Raw genomic sequence first — 15,847 nt, 5'->3', positions numbered from 1 at the left:
GTGGCGGAAACCGGTTCCGCGGCCCGGCTGGAGGGCACGGGCCTGGCCGCAATCGCTGATTCGGTCTCCGTTGCCGGAAGGGTATCCGCGGCAGAGGGGGCAAGGGCCGGTTTGGTAGTTTCGCTCACAGGTGCCAGCCTAGTTCCCATGACGGACAATTTCACGCCGGGCCCGTACACGGCCGAGCTGGCGGCAGCCGGGATTCCCGAGGAAATGCACGATTGGCTGGGGCACTACGGTGTGGGCGCCCTGGTGGTGAAGATGGGCATCCATTTCGTGGAGATGAGTCCCGAGCGCACTGTTGGCACCATGCCGGTGGAAGGCAACACCCAGGTCGCCGGCATCCTGCACGGCGGTGCCCACGTGGTGCTTGCCGAGACGCTTGGTTCCTTTGCTGCCGGAATGCATGCCGGGCCGCAGCGGCAGGCGCTGGGAATCGACGTCAGCGCCACGCATCACCGGGCAATCACCGCGGGCACGGTGACCGGCACGTGCACTGCCATCCACCTTGGCCGCACCCTGACCACGCACGAGATCGTGATGACGGACGAGCAGGGCCGCAGGCTCTCGACCGCGCGCATCACCAACCTGATCCGCGACATCGCCGAGTAGCAGCCCCGCAGCCCGGCGCCTCGCCGCAGCGGTTCTATGCCTGGGCGCGCCCGAAACGGTAGCGCAGTTCCATGATGCCCCGGCCCATGGTGTGCGCGTAAAGCAGCTCCATCGGTGCCGTCGGCCCCGACATCGGCAGCACCGGCTTGCCGCTGCCGAGGACAACGGGAATTATCGAAATAATGATCTCGTCCAGCGCGCCGGCATCCGCGAATTGGGCTGCGAGTACGCCGCCCCCGACGATCCAGACATTCCGGTCTCCCGCTTCGGCCTCGAGATCAGCAACGAACTCGGCCACGGGACCGCGGACAAACGTCACGTTCGCACCGGGCGGGGCGGAGAGTTCGTGGCGTGTGAAGACCCAGCACGCCGTCGTTGGGTAGGGCCAGTGGCCGGGTTCGTTCTTCCTTAGCCAGGCGTAGGTCTCACCGCCCATCACGATGCAGCCCACCTCCGCCATAAAGGCTTCATAGCTTTCCTTGCCCCCGGCGAAGCCGTCGAACTGGAGCAGCCAGTCCAGTTCGTCGTCGGCGGTGGCGATGAATCCGTCCAGCGAGGACGCAACAAAATACTGGAATCCAGGCATGGCCCCAGCGTAGCCGGACCCGCCCCGGACGCCCACCTGCCGGTTATTTGCTGAAGTAGGGAATGATCAGGTACAACCCGAACAAGACGGCCAGCCCGCAAAGACCGAAGCAGACGTACGCGAGCGGCCGGACCCATGCCGGTTTCCGCTCATCGACGTCGCCGGCGATGGCCGTGAGGCGGACTCCCAAGGAGTAAAGGACCACAACGGTCAGCGCAGCGACGAGCGTTGCGCCGGCGACTTGAACCAGTTCCAGCCACTTCATCAGAGCTCGCCCTTCGGCTTGTTGTTGGTGCCGGCGGCGGCGCGTGCCTTTTTCTTGCGGAAGTGCACGGCCGTGCCGGCTTCCTCGACTTCTACGGCATTGTGGTGTCCGACCCGCGACTTGTTCGAGTGCACAAACATGTAGGTCACGGCCGCAGTGCCGGCCACGGCGGCAATCACCACGCCGCCGACGCCGGTATTCACCAGCAGTGCCGTGAGCGCCCCCATCAACCCCGCAGCCGGAAGGGTGAAGAGCCAACCCAGCGCAATCCGCCCAGCGGTGCCCCATCGTACGGTGGTCCCGCGCCGGCCCAAGCCTGAACCGATTACGGAGCCGGACGCTACCTGCGTGGTGGACAGTGCAAACCCCAGATGGGAGGAGGCCAGGATGGCGGAAGCCGTGCTGCTTTCGGCGGCAAAGCCCTGTGCCGGCTTGACGTCGGTAAGCCCGGATCCCATCGTGCGGATGATGCGCCAGCCACCGGAGTAGGTACCAAGCGCGATGGCGAGGGCGCAGGCGGCGATGACCCAGAGTTGAGGTCCGGAGCCCGGCTGCTGGCTGCCCGCAGCAATCAGCACCAGCGTGATGATGCCCATCGTCTTTTGTGCGTCGTTGGTCCCGTGGGCAAGGGCAACGAGGCTGGAGGTGAAAATCTGGCCGGTCCGGAATCCGCCGCGCTTCTGGGTGAGCTTGCTGCCGGTATCCGGATCGTGCCGGGAAGTCAGCGCATACGCAAGCTTGGTGCACAGGTACGCAACACCGCCGGCGATGATCGGCGCAAAGATGGCGGGCAGGATCACCTTCTGTGTCAGGGACGAGAAGTTAACCGAATGGATCCCGATCCCGGCGATGGCCGCACCGATCAGACCGCCAAATAATGCGTGCGAGGAACTCGACGGCAGGCCTTTGAGCCAGGTGATCATGTTCCAGAGGATGGCGCCCATCAGGCCGGCGAAGATGATCTCCGGTGTGATCTGGATGCCGTCGGCACCTTCCTTGATAATTCCGCCTGACACGGTCCTGGCCACTTCCGTGGACAGGAATGCTCCCACCAGGTTCAGGACCGCCGCGAGGGCGACCGCCGTTTTGGGTTTGATGGCGCCGGTGGCAATGGGGGTGGCCATCGCGTTGGCGGTGTCATGAAATCCGTTGGTGAAGTCAAAAAAAAGTGCCAGCGATATCACCAGCGCCACCATGATGGTGATTTGCACCTATTGCCCAATCTGCAGAGTAGTCGGTCAGCAGTTTCATCCGCCGGCGCCGCATCATTCATCCGGAATTCACCGGATAGGCGTGCGGGGTTCAGCAAAATCGCTTGACGCGTTAAAGGGTAAAGGGCAAGGGTAGCAGGGCCCAAAACTGGCCCCGGCGCCGCCCTGGCCGGGTCAGTGGGCGGGGCGCAAGCGCCTTTCCTCAGTTCTGCTGGAGATCGGGTGCCGGCGCGGCGTCGATCATCGCGGCGGCCTTCTGCTCAAGCGCAGCAACCGTCACGTCAGGCAGCGCAATCAGTCCGTCCAGTTCGCGGCGCGCGCGCCGGTACGCGGTTTGCCGTTCCGCCGGTGTGGCAGCAGCATCCGACGCGATCCGCAGCAGCTTCCGGGCCGTCGCGAGGCGCTGCCGCTCGGGTCCGGTGAAGTTGCTGTCCTTGATCCGCAGGGCCTCACGCTCGGCGACGTCGAAGGCGAGGGCGAAGCCGTGTACGGCTTCGCGGTACTCAGCTAACCGCGACAGCGTTGTGATGTCCTCCGGGGCTTCGGGTCGCATGGCGTCGGCCGTCCGTTTGGCGCGCAGGAACGCTACCGTTAGCGGTTCGCGGACGTCGGTCATGGCCGGAAAGTCGATGAGCTTGCCCACGTCGAGTTCATAGTCGAGCCACCGCCGGTTGACGGCGTTGTGGCTTTCCACCAGGTTCCAGGCCTCGGACCGGCTGGCCTGTTCCGCCTCCGCGGCCTGGTTGCGAAGCGTATAGAGCTCAACCCGCCGCTTGTGCCGGCGTTCACTGGCTTGGGACCAGGAACGTGCCCAACCGCCGAACACTCCGCTGAGCGGGAAGACCAGCCACCAATAGTGGCCAATAAAATCCAGGACGGGCTGCACCAGAGGTTCCTCCCACCCGGCGCGGGCAGGCTAAAAGGTCCGCTGCGCCGCTCAGTCCTTGTGCTTAACCTTGTGGACCCGGGTAACGATGGTCGGGCACGGCAAGCTGAGGAGGACGGCGTGGGCTGTGGAGCCGAGCAGCATCCGGGAAAAGCCCCCGTGGCCGCGGCTGCCAACCACGAGGAGCCGTGCGTCCCTGGCGGCTTCGACCAGGGCTTTGGCGGGTTCGGTGTCGGTCTCCAGGCGCTGGTGGACAATCAGGTCCGGATACTTATCGCCCAGCCCTGCGACGGATTCCGCCAGGACGACCCGGTCCTCCTCAAGGATGGATTCCGCGAGCCCGCTCTCCGGCAGCTGGGTTTCGATCCAGCGCGCCGGCCTGCGGAAGGCGAAGACGACTGTCAACTCGTCACTGCCGCGGTCTGCCTCCGCGGCCGCGAAGTTCACGGCCTGGAGGGATTCTTCGGAACCGTCCACTCCCACCACAACGCCGTGGTTCCCCGCGCCGGCCTTGAGCGGAATGACAGCTGCGGAAGCTTCGGAGGCGGAGACGATCTGCAGGGCACGATCCGACATGGGGCCGCCGTCCAACCAGTGTTTGTCGTGCTCGCCCACGACCACCAACGATGCTTCCTTGGCGGCGTCCCGCAGCACCGAGCTGCCGCTGCCGTGACCGAGTTCGACGTCGACCTTGACACTGGGGGCCTGTCCGCTGGCGCTGGCCTTCGCCTCCTGGAGCAGTTCCGTGCCGGCCTGCCTGATGAGTTCGTGGTACTGGAAATCCGGGGTCATCCAGCGGTCATCCACGGCGTGGATCACCGTGACGGGAAGCTTGTCGCGGGCCGCGCGTTCGAGGGCCCATGCCAGCGCGGCCTTGCTTCCGGCTGATCCGTTGATACCGACGACGATTGGCTTTTTCATTCTGAATCGTGCTCTTTTCCGTAGCGGGGTCTGTCCTGCTTCGCGTGATCCGGGCGGCAGTACCGGGAGTCCGCCGACACCTTATTCTCCGCCGGGGCTGCTCCGCCGGTTAGGGGCTTAAGCCCCGCGCACCGGTGCCTCATCCGCGCCGGGACGTGAAACGGGCCCGGACGTGAAACGGGCCCGGACTAGAAGCCGGTCGGCTCAGTTGCAAATTCCGGTTCCCGCGGCGGAGCCTCATGGTGAATCGGTCGCAGCGGGCGGGTGTGCTCGAACCAGACCAGCGCGTCGTAGCGCTCACCCATCCGGGTCGGAACGTAATTCCCCAGCTCCCGCTCAGGGTGGTAGAGGACACCTATCGCCCGGTGGCCAAGCCAGCTCGAGAGCCAAGGCCCGTTCCTGTCGGCATTGAACTCCAGCACCGCTTCCGCCCCCAGTGCCTCGTGCAGGAAATCCTCGTGGCTGCCCGGGCGCGCGGCCGGAACCGGCAGGACCCGCTCGTGGCTGCCCCAGGCGTCCGCCGCGATTACCCCGCCCCGGTGGCAGGCGAGGCCCACCAGCAGCACGCCCTCGGCGGCGTGCCGTTCGCGCAGCAATTGCCCCACGTTCACCAGCCCGTCCTGCGTCATATCCGTAGCCCGGGCATCCCCCACATGGGTGTTGTGCGCCCAAATGAGTCCCTTCGAGTCGGCACCCAGGTGTTTGCTGAGCCGGTCGATGGTATCGGCCATGTGGTGGTCCCGGATGTTCCAGGACTGGCGGTCACCGCGGACCATGATCCGGTAATAGTGCTCGGCGTTGGCTGCCACCTCGGCGTTCTGCACCGCGTCGAACGCTCCTTCGTCGTGCCCGCCCGGGCCGGACACCCTGCTTCTGACCTCGGTGAGGAGGGCGATGACGTCAGCCTCGCAGGACTGCGGGACCAGCCTCGTGCTCCAGGCGTACCTTTGCGGGTCTTCGTGGTGGGGCACGAAGCACTGCCAGGCTCGCAGGGCCGCGGGTACCGCGCCGGGCTCGTTGTCCCGAAGCCAACTGATGATTTCTCGGAGCGAATCCCAGAGCGAGTACACGTCGAGCCCGTAGAAACCGACCCGCCGGCTCATCGGACGGCGGATATTCCAGCTTCGGAGCCAGTCCAGGAAGGCCGCAACTTCCTCGTTCGCCCACAGCCAGGTGGGCCAGCGTCCAAATCCCGCGAGCAGGGCATGGACCCCCTGGTCCTGCCCGGTCTCGCCGCGCACCCAGCGGTTGATCCGCCAGCAATCGGGCCAATCCCCCTCGACACCGATCCAGTTATAGCCCTCCTCTTCGATCAGGCGCCTGCTGAGGGTGTCGCGCCAGGTATAGAACTCGTGTGTTCCGTGGGACGCTTCGCCAATCGCGACGAACCGGCAGTCCCCGGCCCGCCGGACGAGCCCGTTGAGGTCCCGGTCGGTCGTCAAGGGCCGGGCCAGCGAGTGTATTTCGGCCAATACCGCGGATTTCGCGGTGCCCGAGGTCACCAGGGCTCCTCAACGGAGATCGTTTCGAGGTGCTCGGGAACCCGGGCCCGCCAGCCGAGTTCACGCTTGATCCGCAGGCGCAGGGCATCGGAGGCGTCCGGCTCTCCGTGGGTGATGTAAGTCATCCGTGGTGCTGTTTCGGCGGCCTTCATCCACGCGATGATGCCGTCGGCGTCCGCGTGCGCAGAGAGGCTTTCCATTTGGATCACTTCAGCGCGGACCACGATGTCCTCACCATAAACGCGGAGCTCGCGCCCGCCGGCCGCGAGGGCGGCGCCACGGGTGCCGCCGGCCTGGTATCCGCTGAGGATCACAGCGTTCTTCGGATCCGGCCCGTAGGCGGCGAGATGGTGCAGGATCCTTCCGCCGGTGAGCATTCCGCTGGCGGAGATGATGATCATGGGGCCGCCGCGGAGGTTCAGCAGCTTGGATTCATCAACGGAGCGGGTGAGCCGGGCGATTTTGTACATGTTCCGGTATTCCTGCTCGCCAAGCCGGTGCTCTTCGGGGTGGCGCTGATACATCCCGGAGGCATCGATCGCCATTGGGCTGTTCAGGTACACGGGGATGTCCGGGATCAGGTTCTTGCTGCGGAGCCGGGACAGGTGCAGCATCAACGTCTCGGCCCGGCCGACGGCGAACGCCGCGACCAGCACCACGCCGCCGCGCTTCGCGACCCGGTTAATAATGTCCGCCAGTTGCTTCTCCGGAGCCACGGTGGAGTGCTTCCGGTTCCCGTAGGTCGATTCAGTGACCAGTACGTCGGTCGCTGGCAGGGGCCGTGGCGGGAACATCAGCGGGTCATCAGACCGTCCCAGGTCCCCGGTGAAGTGCACCGACCGGGAGCCCATCCGCACGTGGACCTGCGCGGCGCCGAGGATATGGCCCGCCGGCAGGAGCGTCAGCACCATCCCGCCGCCGAGGTCCAGTGGATCGTCAAAAGCACGGACAGTGAAACTGTTGAGCGAAGCGACGGCGTCAGCTGCGGTGTAGAGCGGCAGCGCCGGGTTGTGCCCGGCCGATCCCCTGTGGGTGGCGTACCGGGCTTCCTCCTCCTGCAGGTAGCCGCTGTCGGGAAGGAGCAGCTTGCACAGGTCGGTGGTGCCTTCAGTGGCGATCACCGGACCGGCGAATCCATTGCGCACCAGGACGGGAACGTAACCGGTGTGGTCCAGATGCGCATGGGTCAGGACGACGGCGTCGATTGATTCCGGCGGGACCGGAAACGGTGTCCGGTTGCGTTCTCGGCTGCGTTTGTAGCCCTGGAAGAGTCCGCAGTCCACCAGGACCAGTTTACCGCCGGCTTCCAGCAGGTAGCGGGAACCTGTGACGGTATCCGTGGCTCCGAGGAAGCGGAGGGTTGGCTGCTGGTGCGTCATGGTGTTCCCGTTCCCGCCTGGAATGACCGGCATCAACACGACGGGGCGGCGCTGACCCGCGCAAGCGATGTAGCCTCAGCTTCCGCCCGCACCGCGGCCGGCCATAGGGCCAAAAGTCACGGGCGCGGCAGCCGCACCGCGCAGGCACCGGTAGGATTTTTTGGGCGGGCCTCCTGGCGCGCGAACACCTGTGGATTGCAGTGGCAAGGACTGATCATGAAAAAGACATCGACGTCGAGCTCGTCCACCGGCCCAGCTTCGGCGGATACTGCCCGGGAACATGGGCAGCCGTGGAGCGAACGCCCCTGGACCCGCGCGTACGGGCCGGGCGTACCGTCCCGCCTGGCGCTCCCGAAAGGCTCGCTCGTCGACCTCCTGGACAAGTCGGTGCGGCGTTATGGGTCGAAGACCGCGCTGGAGTTTTTCGGCGCCCGCACCAGCTACCGCGAGCTCGGCACGCTGATCAGCCGGGCCGCCGCCGGTCTGGAGAAGCTCGGCGTCAAGGCCGGCGACCGGGTCGCCCTCGTGCTGCCAAACTGCCCGCAGCACATCATTGCCTTCCATGCCGTGCTGCGCCTGGGCGCCGTTGTGGTCGAGCACAATCCGCTGTACACGGACCGGGAGCTGCGCCACCAGTTCGAGGATCACGGGGCCGTCGTCGCAATTGTTTGGGATAAAGCGGTGGAACGGGTCCGCCAGTTGCCGGCCGACGTTGGGCTGCGCAGCATCGTCTCGGTGGAACTCATTCCGGCGATGCCGCTGCTGCAGCGGCTGGCGCTGCGGCTTCCGGTTCCGGCGGCCCGTAAGGCCCGCGCCGCCCTCTCCGTGGGCAGCAAGCAGCCGAAGGCCCGGCCCGTAGCCGCCCCGCGAACGGTACTGCCGTGGCGGGACCTCCTCGACGCCGGCAGACTCAAAAAGAATCATCCGCGCCCCGCACCCCGGGACGTCGCGGTCCTTCAGTACACCTCCGGCACCACGGGGTTGCCCAAAGCGGCCATGCTCAGCCACGCCAATCTGCAAGCCAATGCCGCCCAGGGCAGGGCCTGGGTGCCCGGGCTCAAGGACGGCCGGGAGACCGTGTACGCGGTGCTGCCGATGTTCCATGCCTACGGGCTGACGCTCTGCATGACGTTTGCCTTGAGTATCGGCGCGAAACTGGTCCTGTTCCCTAAATTCGACGTCGATCTGGTGTTCAAGGCGCTCAAGAAGTCCCCTGCGACTTTCCTGCCGGCCGTGCCGCCGATCTACGACCGGATCGCTGCGGCCGCGGCGGAACGCGGCGTTGGGCTGGGAAGCATCCGCTTTGCCATCTCCGGCGCGATGAACCTGCCTACGGCGACCGTGGAGACCTGGGAAAAAGCGACCGGCGGCTACCTGATCGAGGGCTACGGACTCACCGAAACGTCTCCGATCGCGATTGGCAACCCTTTCGGCGCCAGCCGAAAGCCGGGCACCGTCGGGGTACCCTTCCCGTTGACCGACATCCGGGTGGTGGATCCCAGGAACGTCGCGCTGGACCGTGCGGCGGGCGAGGAGGGTGAACTGCTGATCCGCGGTCCGCAGGTATTCGCCGGCTATTGGAACCGGCCGGTGGAGACCGAGGAGGCCCTGCTCGACGGCGGTTGGTTCCGTACCGGAGACATCGTCTCCGTGGACGAGGACTACTTCGTGACCATTCGTGACCGGATCAAGGAACTCATCATCACCGGGGGCTTTAATGTCTCGCCCAGCGAAGTTGAAGACGTCATGGCCACGTTCCCGGGGGTTGCCGAAGTCTGCGTCGTCGGACTGCCCCGCGCCGGCGGCGGCGAGGACGTGGTCGCCGCAGTCGTGCCGGCCGCCGGCACCAGCATTAACACCGACTCGCTCCTGGTCTTTGCCCGGAAACACCTGACCGCCTACAAGGTACCCCGCCGGGTGGTGGTCCTTGAGACGCTCCCCCGCTCGCTGATCGGCAAGGTCCTGCGCCGCGAGATCCGGGACACCCTCGCGGCAGTGCGCTGAGGCGAAGGATTACTGCCGGCCGCCGGCCGCACCAGGATTGAGACGCGCGATAGCCGCCGACAGGACGGCGGCGAACCCACACCACAACGCGTAGGGGGCCAGGGCCACGCCTGCACCGCGGTTCAATTGATATGTACGACGCACCAGATCGGCGCTGCTTGCGGTCAGCACAGCGCATTCCGCCGCTGCCAGCCACGGCCGGCGGGCACGCCAGAAAAGCCAACTCCATGTCGCGTTAAGAACCAAGTTGACTGCCAGGGCGCCCCGGTAGGCACGGGTCTCCGCCGCTGCGATGCTGCCGTCTGGCGGATCCTCCGCCTCGCCGCTGTCCAGGGCGGCGGCGGAACTGACCGCGAGATCCGCATAGAGGGCAGTCCAGACCACTGGAAAGGCTATAACCGGCGGCTGCCAGCCCGGTTTCCGCAGCCCCCGGTACCAGCGGCTGTCCGGATCGGTGGCTAGGCCCCCGGCCGCTGCCGTGGCGGCGGTCGCTGCTGCGGTCCACACGGCTGTGCGCAGTTTCATGGCCCCTCATTGGGTGTTGTAATACCGGCACGGCCCGGGAGCAGGCGCTCGCTGATGAATTCGATGGTCCGGTCAAGGGCCGCCCTGGTCGGGTGGCCCGGGGTGTCCACCAGGTCCACGGTCAGCACACAATGTGCGGACTGGGCGATTCCGAGCGGGTTGCCCGGCGAGGAATCGATTTCTATCCCTTCGAAGCTCCCGCCGAATTCGCGCCGCATGGTTTCGAATCGCTCTGCCGGGCACGCCCGGTCGTTGCTGAACCGCAATCCGAGGAGCCGCAGCCCCTGGCTGGTCCGGTCCTTCACCCGGTCCAGTTCGACGTCGTCCAAACCTACAGCGGCCCGCCGCCGTGCCGTCAGGCCCGCGGGCAGCGCTGGCTGGCTCATAACAGGGGCGAGGACTGCGGGTTCCAGGGCCATGGCCAGCGCGAAGCTTCCGGTCATGCACATGCCGATCGCCCCGACGCCGGGACCCCCGCACTCCTGATGGGCGGTAGCGGCAAGGGCGCACAGCCAACCTGTGGCGGGACTGCTCCGGTTCGCCAGGACGGCGAATTCGCGCGAGACGCATACTTTCGCTATTGACTTCACAATTCCCTCACCCGCTTTTCCGCCGGGACGCCCAAACATGGAAGGAAGATAGACCGTGAATCCGCTCTCGATCAGCCTGCGCGCCAGGTCCAACACGCCCGGGTGGATCCCGGGGACCTCGTGGATCAGGACCACCGCCGGGCCCGCTCCCGCCCGGAACACCTGGTGGTGGATGCCGCCGTGGCTGAAGGTCGACTCGGTGAAGCCCGCCAGCGTTACCTTTTGCTCCGGCATCTAAGACCCTTTCGGATTCGGGCCGGCTCTCCCTGATTCACTTTGGCCGCACCGCCTACCGCACATGCTACGTAACCGCGGCGCCGCCGTCGACGGTGAATTCCTTCCGGCGCTCCGGGCCAACTACTAGGCCCGTCTCAGGACAAAAAGGTAGTCTGCTTGGTATCAGTGAAGCGCAGCCTAAACAGGCGGTGGTTGCAGAAGGGAAGTTCACGTGACCAGCAAGAACCCCCAGGTCGAGGAATACGACGACAAGGACCTCGTGGTCGGAGACGGTCCAAAGGACTGGGCCGCCGGCATCCCCGGAGTGATGCACTCCATGGTGCCTGCCATCGAGCACATGGGTGTGAACCGGACGCGCAAGACCGTTCTGGCGATGAATCAGAAGAAGGGTTTCGACTGCCCGAGCTGCGCGTGGCCGGACCCGAAGCACCGCAAGACCTTCGAGTTTTGTGAAAACGGCGCAAAGGCTGTCACCTGGGAGGCGACTCCGGTGGTCATTGGCAGTGAGTTCTGGGCGGAGCATTCCGTCAGCGAACTGCGGACCCGCTCCGAATACTGGCTGGGAATGCAGGGCCGGCTTACCGAGCCCGTCCACAAACCGGCCGGCGAGGACCACTACAAGCCGGTGAGCTGGCCGGAGGCGATCCGGATCGTCGCGGACAAGCTCAAGGGCCTGGACTCACCCGACGAGGCAGCGTTTTACACCAGCGGCCGCACGTCCAATGAAGCCGCCTTCCTCTACCAGTTGATGGTCCGCGGCTATGGCACGAACAACCTGCCGGACTGTTCCAACATGTGCCACGAGTCCTCGGGCTGGGCCATGGGCCAGACCATCGGCATTGGCAAGGCAACCGTCAGTTTCGACGACTACGCCAATGCCGACCTGATCATCATCATGGGCCAGAACCCGGGCACCAATCACCCGCGGATGCTTACCGAGCTGGAAGCCTGCAAGGAAAACGGCGGCGAAATCGTTGCTGTCAATCCCCTGCCGGAGGCCGGGCTGCGCCGCTACAAGAACCCGCAGAAGGTCAAAGGCATCGTTGGCCGCGGCACGGAAATCGCTGACCAGTTCCTGCACATCCGCATCGGCGGTGACATGGCGCTGCTGCAGGCAATCTCCAAACGTGTGCTCGACGCTGAGGCACAAAACCCCGGCACCGTGCTGGACCACGAGTTCCTGGCCGCGCACTGCGAAGGACTCGATGAGCTCAAGGAACACCTCAGCTACCTAGACGAGGGAGCGGTCCTGGCTGCGACCGGCCTGCGAACCGAAGAAATTGACGAACTCGCGTCGCGCTACCTGAAAGCCGAGAAAGTCATTATCACCTGGGCCATGGGCATCACGCAGCAGAAGAAGGGCGTGGCAACCATTAAGGAGATCATCAACCTGCTGCTGTTGCGTGGAAACATGGGCAAGCCCGGCGCCGGAGCCTCCCCTATCCGGGGGCACAGCAACGTCCAGGGCGACCGCACCATGGGTATCTGGGAGCAGATGCCGCAGTCCTTTATGGACGCCCTCGGCGATGAGTTCGGCTTCGAACCGCCCCGGGAACACGGTGTGGACGCCGTGGAAACCATCAACAAAATGCGCGATGGAGGGATCAGGTTCTTTATGGCTCTCGGCGGAAACTTTGTAGGCGCCATGGCAGACACCAACGCCACCGAAGCGGCCATGGCGGGAACTGAGCTTTCCGTGCAGGTATCCACGAAACTCAACCGCTCCCACGCTGTGACAGGCGCGGAGGCACTGATCCTGCCCACGATGGGCCGGACGGAGATTGACATCCAGGAGTCCGGACCGCAGTTCGTCTCCGTGGAGGATACCGTCTGCGCCGTGCACCCTTCCTGGGGAAGCGTTGAACCGGTCTCGCACCACTTGCTGTCCGAGACGGCGATTGTCAGCCGGCTCGGCAAAGCGCTGGTTGGGGACCGGATCAAGGCCGACTGGGACGGCTTCGAGAAGAACTACGACCTGGTCCGTGACCACATTTCGCAGGTCGTGGGCGGTTGCGAGGACTACAACACCAGGATCAGGCAGGAAGGTGGCTTCATTCTCGAGAACGGACCGCGGGATTCCCGGACGTTCCCCACCCCGACCGGCAAAGCTGTGCTGACTGTCAACGATCTGGAGCACGTGCAGAAGCCGGAGGGAACCCTGATCCTGCAGACCATGCGCTCCCATGACCAGTTCAACACCACCATCTACGGGCACAATGACCGCTACCGGGGTATCAAGAAGGGCCGCGATGTGGTCTTCGTGAACCCGGACGACATCGTGGAGCTGGGCCTTGCCGACGGAATGTTGGTTGACATCCGGGGCGAGTACCGGGATGGCGTGGAGCGTATTATCCGGAAGTTCCGCGTGGTGTCCTACCCGACCGCACGGGGCTGCGCCGCCGCCTACTACCCGGAGGCCAACGTGCTGGTGCCCCTGGACCATACGGCCGACGGCAGCAACACGCCGGTGTCCAAGGCCGTTATCGTCAGGCTTGAGCCCAGCCCGGACCAGGCAGCGAACAGTTCGAGCTCGCCGGCATCCGGCGCGGCGCAGCTGCGGTAGAAGGCTTTCCCGCGGGACATGCCCAGCCCTGACCGGGCCCACTGGACATCATGGAACAATGTCCAGTCTCCGGAACCAGGGGTGGGCATGTCCCGCGGGTTTGCCCGCAGCTCCCACGGGGTTTGCAGCCGCTCCCGTGTTGGCTTGCCGGCTGCTGCGGCTATTGTGCCCGCTTCGCCCAGCCCTCTTCGTCGGGTCCGCCCGACTCGCCATGCTCACAGAGCTCAAGAACCTTGTTGGCGGCGGCGTGGACGGCCTCATCGGTCCCCTTGCGGCCCTCGGTCGAAGCGGTTCCCGCGGCGAATCCGACGATGAATGCGCTGACGGCATCGGCGTGCGGCCCCACGGCTTTGAGTGACTCGTCTGCGACTTGAACGATTTTCTCGTGGTCTACTTCCAGGTCAAGAATCTGCAGCGCCTGAATCAGGCGGGCACTCCAATGCCGCAGTGAGCTGTCTTCGTCCCGGGTCAAAGTCATGTATGGCTCCTCGTCGTAGCGGTAGGTGGGTGATTATCTACCCCCACTAGGGTTAGCACCGACCCCGGTGTTTCGCAACGCGAGACAGTCAAACCCGGCGGGGAAGCTTCAGCTCCACAGTGCGACGTGAAACTTCGGTCCCCGGCGTTCCAAGCCCCTCGAACCGCCGGGGGCCGTCATCGCAGCAGTCGCATCCGCGGTTCCGGCGAAGCGCTGCAGCGTCTGCGCCATGGTGGTGGTCCGGCGGTGGTCCAGGGTGCTCGCCCACCACAGTCCGGTGACCGGTGTCCCGACGACGGGTACCCGGGCGAGTGAGCCGCCCTGGAGTTCGGTTCGGACATTGTTGCCGAGCGCCAGCATGATGCCCTCCCCCGCCCGCACCGCTGCCAGGGCCTCCGTCTCGCTGCTGAGCCGGATGATCTCCGGCGCCACTCCCAGCGTGGCCAGCCAACGGCCCTCCTCCGAGCTGTTTTGGATCCCCGCCGGACCGGCGAACCAGGGCCGGTCCAGCAACCGGGCCGCCGTAACCGGTCCGTGCAGCCGGGCCAGCGGATGTACCGCCGCCGCTACCAAAACACGCTGGTAGCGCAGGAACGCAACGCACTCCATTCCCGCTCCGATGCCGACGGTGCCGGCCGGAGACCTCGGCCGGGCGCCGAGGGCGATGTCGTACGCGCGCTCCTGCAGCAGCGAGGCCAGATCGTCGGCGGACTCGACCACTACGTCCACCGCAGCTCCGGGGACACGCTGGGTGAAGAGATCCAGCAACCGACCGGCAGCGTGTTCGGCAAAGGGAGCGGTCGATGCAATCCTCAGCCGTCCGGCGTCGTTCTTGGCGTTCGCCACCTGCCAGCGCGCTTGGTCTGCCATGCCGACTATGTCCTGGGCGTAGTCCGCCAGGGCGCGGCCCCCCGGCGTGAGCGCGATGCCCCCTCCGGCACGCACAAAGAGCGGGTCGCCAAGGTCCAGCCGGAGCGCCGCCAGGGCCGCGGAAACTGCCGGTTCACTGACTCCGAGGGTTTCCGCGGCAGCGTGCAGCGACCCCAGGCGGGCGACCAGGGCGAACGTGCGGAGCTGGCTTAATGTCATGGCCACAGCGTCATAACCTTTCGCTTATGACGATATTGACACTGCGTATCAGGTGAGGCAAGACTTGCCCCAAATCGGTGCTGCGCGACGTTGCCAGCGCCCCGGGGTGAGGTGGGAACAATGCAGATTCCGGCTCCTTTTGACTACGTGCGGGCCACTTCCGTGGACAACGCCCTGGAGCTCCTCTCCCGCCACGGGCCGGAGTCGCGGGTCATCGCCGGGGGGCACAGCCTCCTGCCGATGATGAAGCTCCGGCTCTCCCGGCCCGAATGGCTGATCGACATCAACGACCTTTACGAGCTCGACTTCGTCCTTCGTGACGGCGACACGCTTCGTATCGGCGCCCTGACGCGCCACTCGACCCTGCTGGAATCTGACGAGATCGCGGCGCTCTTCCCGATCGTCCGCGACGCCGAAGCGGTGATCGCCGATCCGGTCGTGCGCAACAGAGGAACCATCGGCGGATCGCTCTGCCAGGCCGATCCGGCCGAGGACCTGTCCACGGTCTGCGACGTGCTGGGTGCCGAAGCCGTGATCCGGGGACCCGCCGGCGAGCGCGTCCTGGCCATTGCCGACTTCCACCGAGGGCCCTATGAGACGGCGGTGGGCCAGGACGAACTGCTGTGCGAGCTCCGCTTCCCCATCCGCCCCCGCGCGGGCAGCGCCTACGAAAAGGTCGAACGACGAGTGGGCGACTGGGCTGTCGGCGCCGCCGGCGCGTCCGTGACGCTCGCAGCAGATGGCACTATTACTGATGCCGCCGTCGGGCTCACCGCCCTCGGCCTCGACCACACTGTCGCCGGGGCAACCGAACTGCTCCGCGGCCAGCAGCCACGGGAGGAACTGTTCGTGGCGGCCGGACGGATCGCCGCGGAAGCCTGCGACCCGGTGGCCGACCAGCGCGGCCCGATTGACTACAAACGGCACCTCGCCGACGAACTCACCCGGCGGGTACTGCGGCAGGCCTGTGCCCGCGCCGCCCAGACACAGGAAGGCTGA

The 15,847-nt window shown here is 65.9% G+C and carries 15 protein-coding genes; 4 read left to right on the top strand and 11 right to left on the bottom strand.

Translation table 11 applies throughout. The features are described from left to right. Window positions 1-147: 147 nt before the first annotated feature. Window positions 148-612 carry a hotdog fold thioesterase gene (locus tag QI450_RS07760; RefSeq protein WP_226773150.1) on the top strand — a complete coding sequence of 155 codons (465 nt, stop codon included), beginning with the start codon at window positions 148-150 and terminating at the stop codon, window positions 610-612. A gap of 34 nt (window positions 613-646) precedes the next feature. Here the strand turns inward: QI450_RS07760 and QI450_RS07755 are convergent, their stop codons facing one another. From QI450_RS07755 to QI450_RS07725, 7 genes are all read right to left on the bottom strand, one after another. Further along, window positions 647-1,198 carry a dihydrofolate reductase family protein gene (locus QI450_RS07755; RefSeq protein WP_226773151.1) on the bottom strand — a complete coding sequence of 184 codons (552 nt, stop codon included), beginning with the start codon at window positions 1,196-1,198 and terminating at the stop codon, window positions 647-649. A 43-nt stretch (window positions 1,199-1,241) separates the two neighbouring features. Further along, on the bottom strand, window positions 1,242-1,463 hold the full coding sequence (locus QI450_RS07750) for a hypothetical protein (RefSeq protein WP_226773152.1): 222 nt from the start codon (window positions 1,461-1,463) through the stop codon (window positions 1,242-1,244). Beyond that, window positions 1,463-2,674 (bottom strand): inorganic phosphate transporter, encoded by a 1,212-nt coding sequence (locus QI450_RS07745; protein ID WP_282468152.1) that lies wholly within the window; start codon window positions 2,672-2,674, stop codon window positions 1,463-1,465. The genes QI450_RS07750 and QI450_RS07745 overlap by 1 nt, the downstream gene beginning before the upstream one ends. Before the next feature lie 202 nt (window positions 2,675-2,876). Beyond that, complete coding sequence (locus QI450_RS07740; protein ID WP_226773153.1) at window positions 2,877-3,560, bottom strand: hypothetical protein; 684 nt, start codon at window positions 3,558-3,560, stop codon at window positions 2,877-2,879. A 51-nt stretch (window positions 3,561-3,611) separates the two neighbouring features. Further along, window positions 3,612-4,481, bottom strand: coding sequence for a universal stress protein (locus QI450_RS07735; RefSeq protein ID WP_226773154.1), 870 nt, complete (start codon window positions 4,479-4,481; stop codon window positions 3,612-3,614). Window positions 4,482-4,669: 188 nt separating this feature from the next. Next, complete coding sequence (locus QI450_RS07730) at window positions 4,670-5,983, bottom strand: erythromycin esterase family protein (RefSeq protein ID WP_226773155.1); 1,314 nt, start codon at window positions 5,981-5,983, stop codon at window positions 4,670-4,672. Then, a complete protein-coding gene (locus QI450_RS07725; RefSeq protein ID WP_226773156.1) occupies window positions 5,980-7,362 on the bottom strand; it encodes an MBL fold metallo-hydrolase in 1,383 nt (460 codons plus the stop codon). The genes QI450_RS07730 and QI450_RS07725 overlap by 4 nt, the downstream gene beginning before the upstream one ends. Before the next feature lie 216 nt (window positions 7,363-7,578). Between QI450_RS07725 and QI450_RS07720 the strand changes: the two genes are divergently transcribed. Next, complete coding sequence (locus tag QI450_RS07720) at window positions 7,579-9,366, top strand: long-chain-fatty-acid--CoA ligase (protein WP_226773157.1); 1,788 nt, start codon at window positions 7,579-7,581, stop codon at window positions 9,364-9,366. A 9-nt stretch (window positions 9,367-9,375) separates the two neighbouring features. Here QI450_RS07720 and QI450_RS07715 read toward each other — a convergent pair whose 3' ends face one another. Both QI450_RS07715 and QI450_RS07710 read right to left on the bottom strand, forming a co-directional pair. Continuing rightward, entirely contained in the window at window positions 9,376-9,891 is a 516-nt protein-coding gene (locus tag QI450_RS07715) for a TspO/MBR family protein (RefSeq protein WP_226773158.1), read from the bottom strand. Further along, a complete protein-coding gene (locus QI450_RS07710) occupies window positions 9,888-10,715 on the bottom strand; it encodes a dienelactone hydrolase family protein (protein WP_226773159.1) in 828 nt (275 codons plus the stop codon). Before QI450_RS07710 ends, QI450_RS07715 begins: the two co-directional genes overlap by 4 nt. Before the next feature lie 214 nt (window positions 10,716-10,929). Between QI450_RS07710 and QI450_RS07705 the strand changes: the two genes are divergently transcribed. Further along, a complete protein-coding gene (locus QI450_RS07705; RefSeq protein ID WP_226773160.1) occupies window positions 10,930-13,281 on the top strand; it encodes an FdhF/YdeP family oxidoreductase in 2,352 nt (783 codons plus the stop codon). Between the two features lie 160 nt (window positions 13,282-13,441). Here QI450_RS07705 and QI450_RS07700 read toward each other — a convergent pair whose 3' ends face one another. Further along, window positions 13,442-13,759, bottom strand: a complete 318-nt coding sequence (locus QI450_RS07700) for a DUF6457 domain-containing protein (RefSeq protein ID WP_226773161.1) — start codon at window positions 13,757-13,759, stop codon at window positions 13,442-13,444. A gap of 108 nt (window positions 13,760-13,867) precedes the next feature. Continuing rightward, the gene (locus tag QI450_RS07695; protein WP_226773162.1) at window positions 13,868-14,848 is read right to left on the bottom strand and encodes a LysR family transcriptional regulator; all 981 of its coding nucleotides are present in this window, start codon (window positions 14,846-14,848) and stop codon (window positions 13,868-13,870) included. A 120-nt stretch (window positions 14,849-14,968) separates the two neighbouring features. Here QI450_RS07695 and QI450_RS07690 point away from each other — a divergent pair, with 120 nt between their 5' ends. Then, window positions 14,969-15,847 (top strand): xanthine dehydrogenase family protein subunit M, encoded by an 879-nt coding sequence (locus QI450_RS07690; protein ID WP_226773163.1) that lies wholly within the window; start codon window positions 14,969-14,971, stop codon window positions 15,845-15,847.

Source organism: Arthrobacter sp. EM1 (genome assembly GCF_029964055.1).
GTDB lineage: Bacteria > Actinomycetota > Actinomycetes > Actinomycetales > Micrococcaceae > Arthrobacter.
Note: the sequence above shows the minus strand (reverse complement) of the source record. Positions and strands in the feature narration are given on the sequence as shown.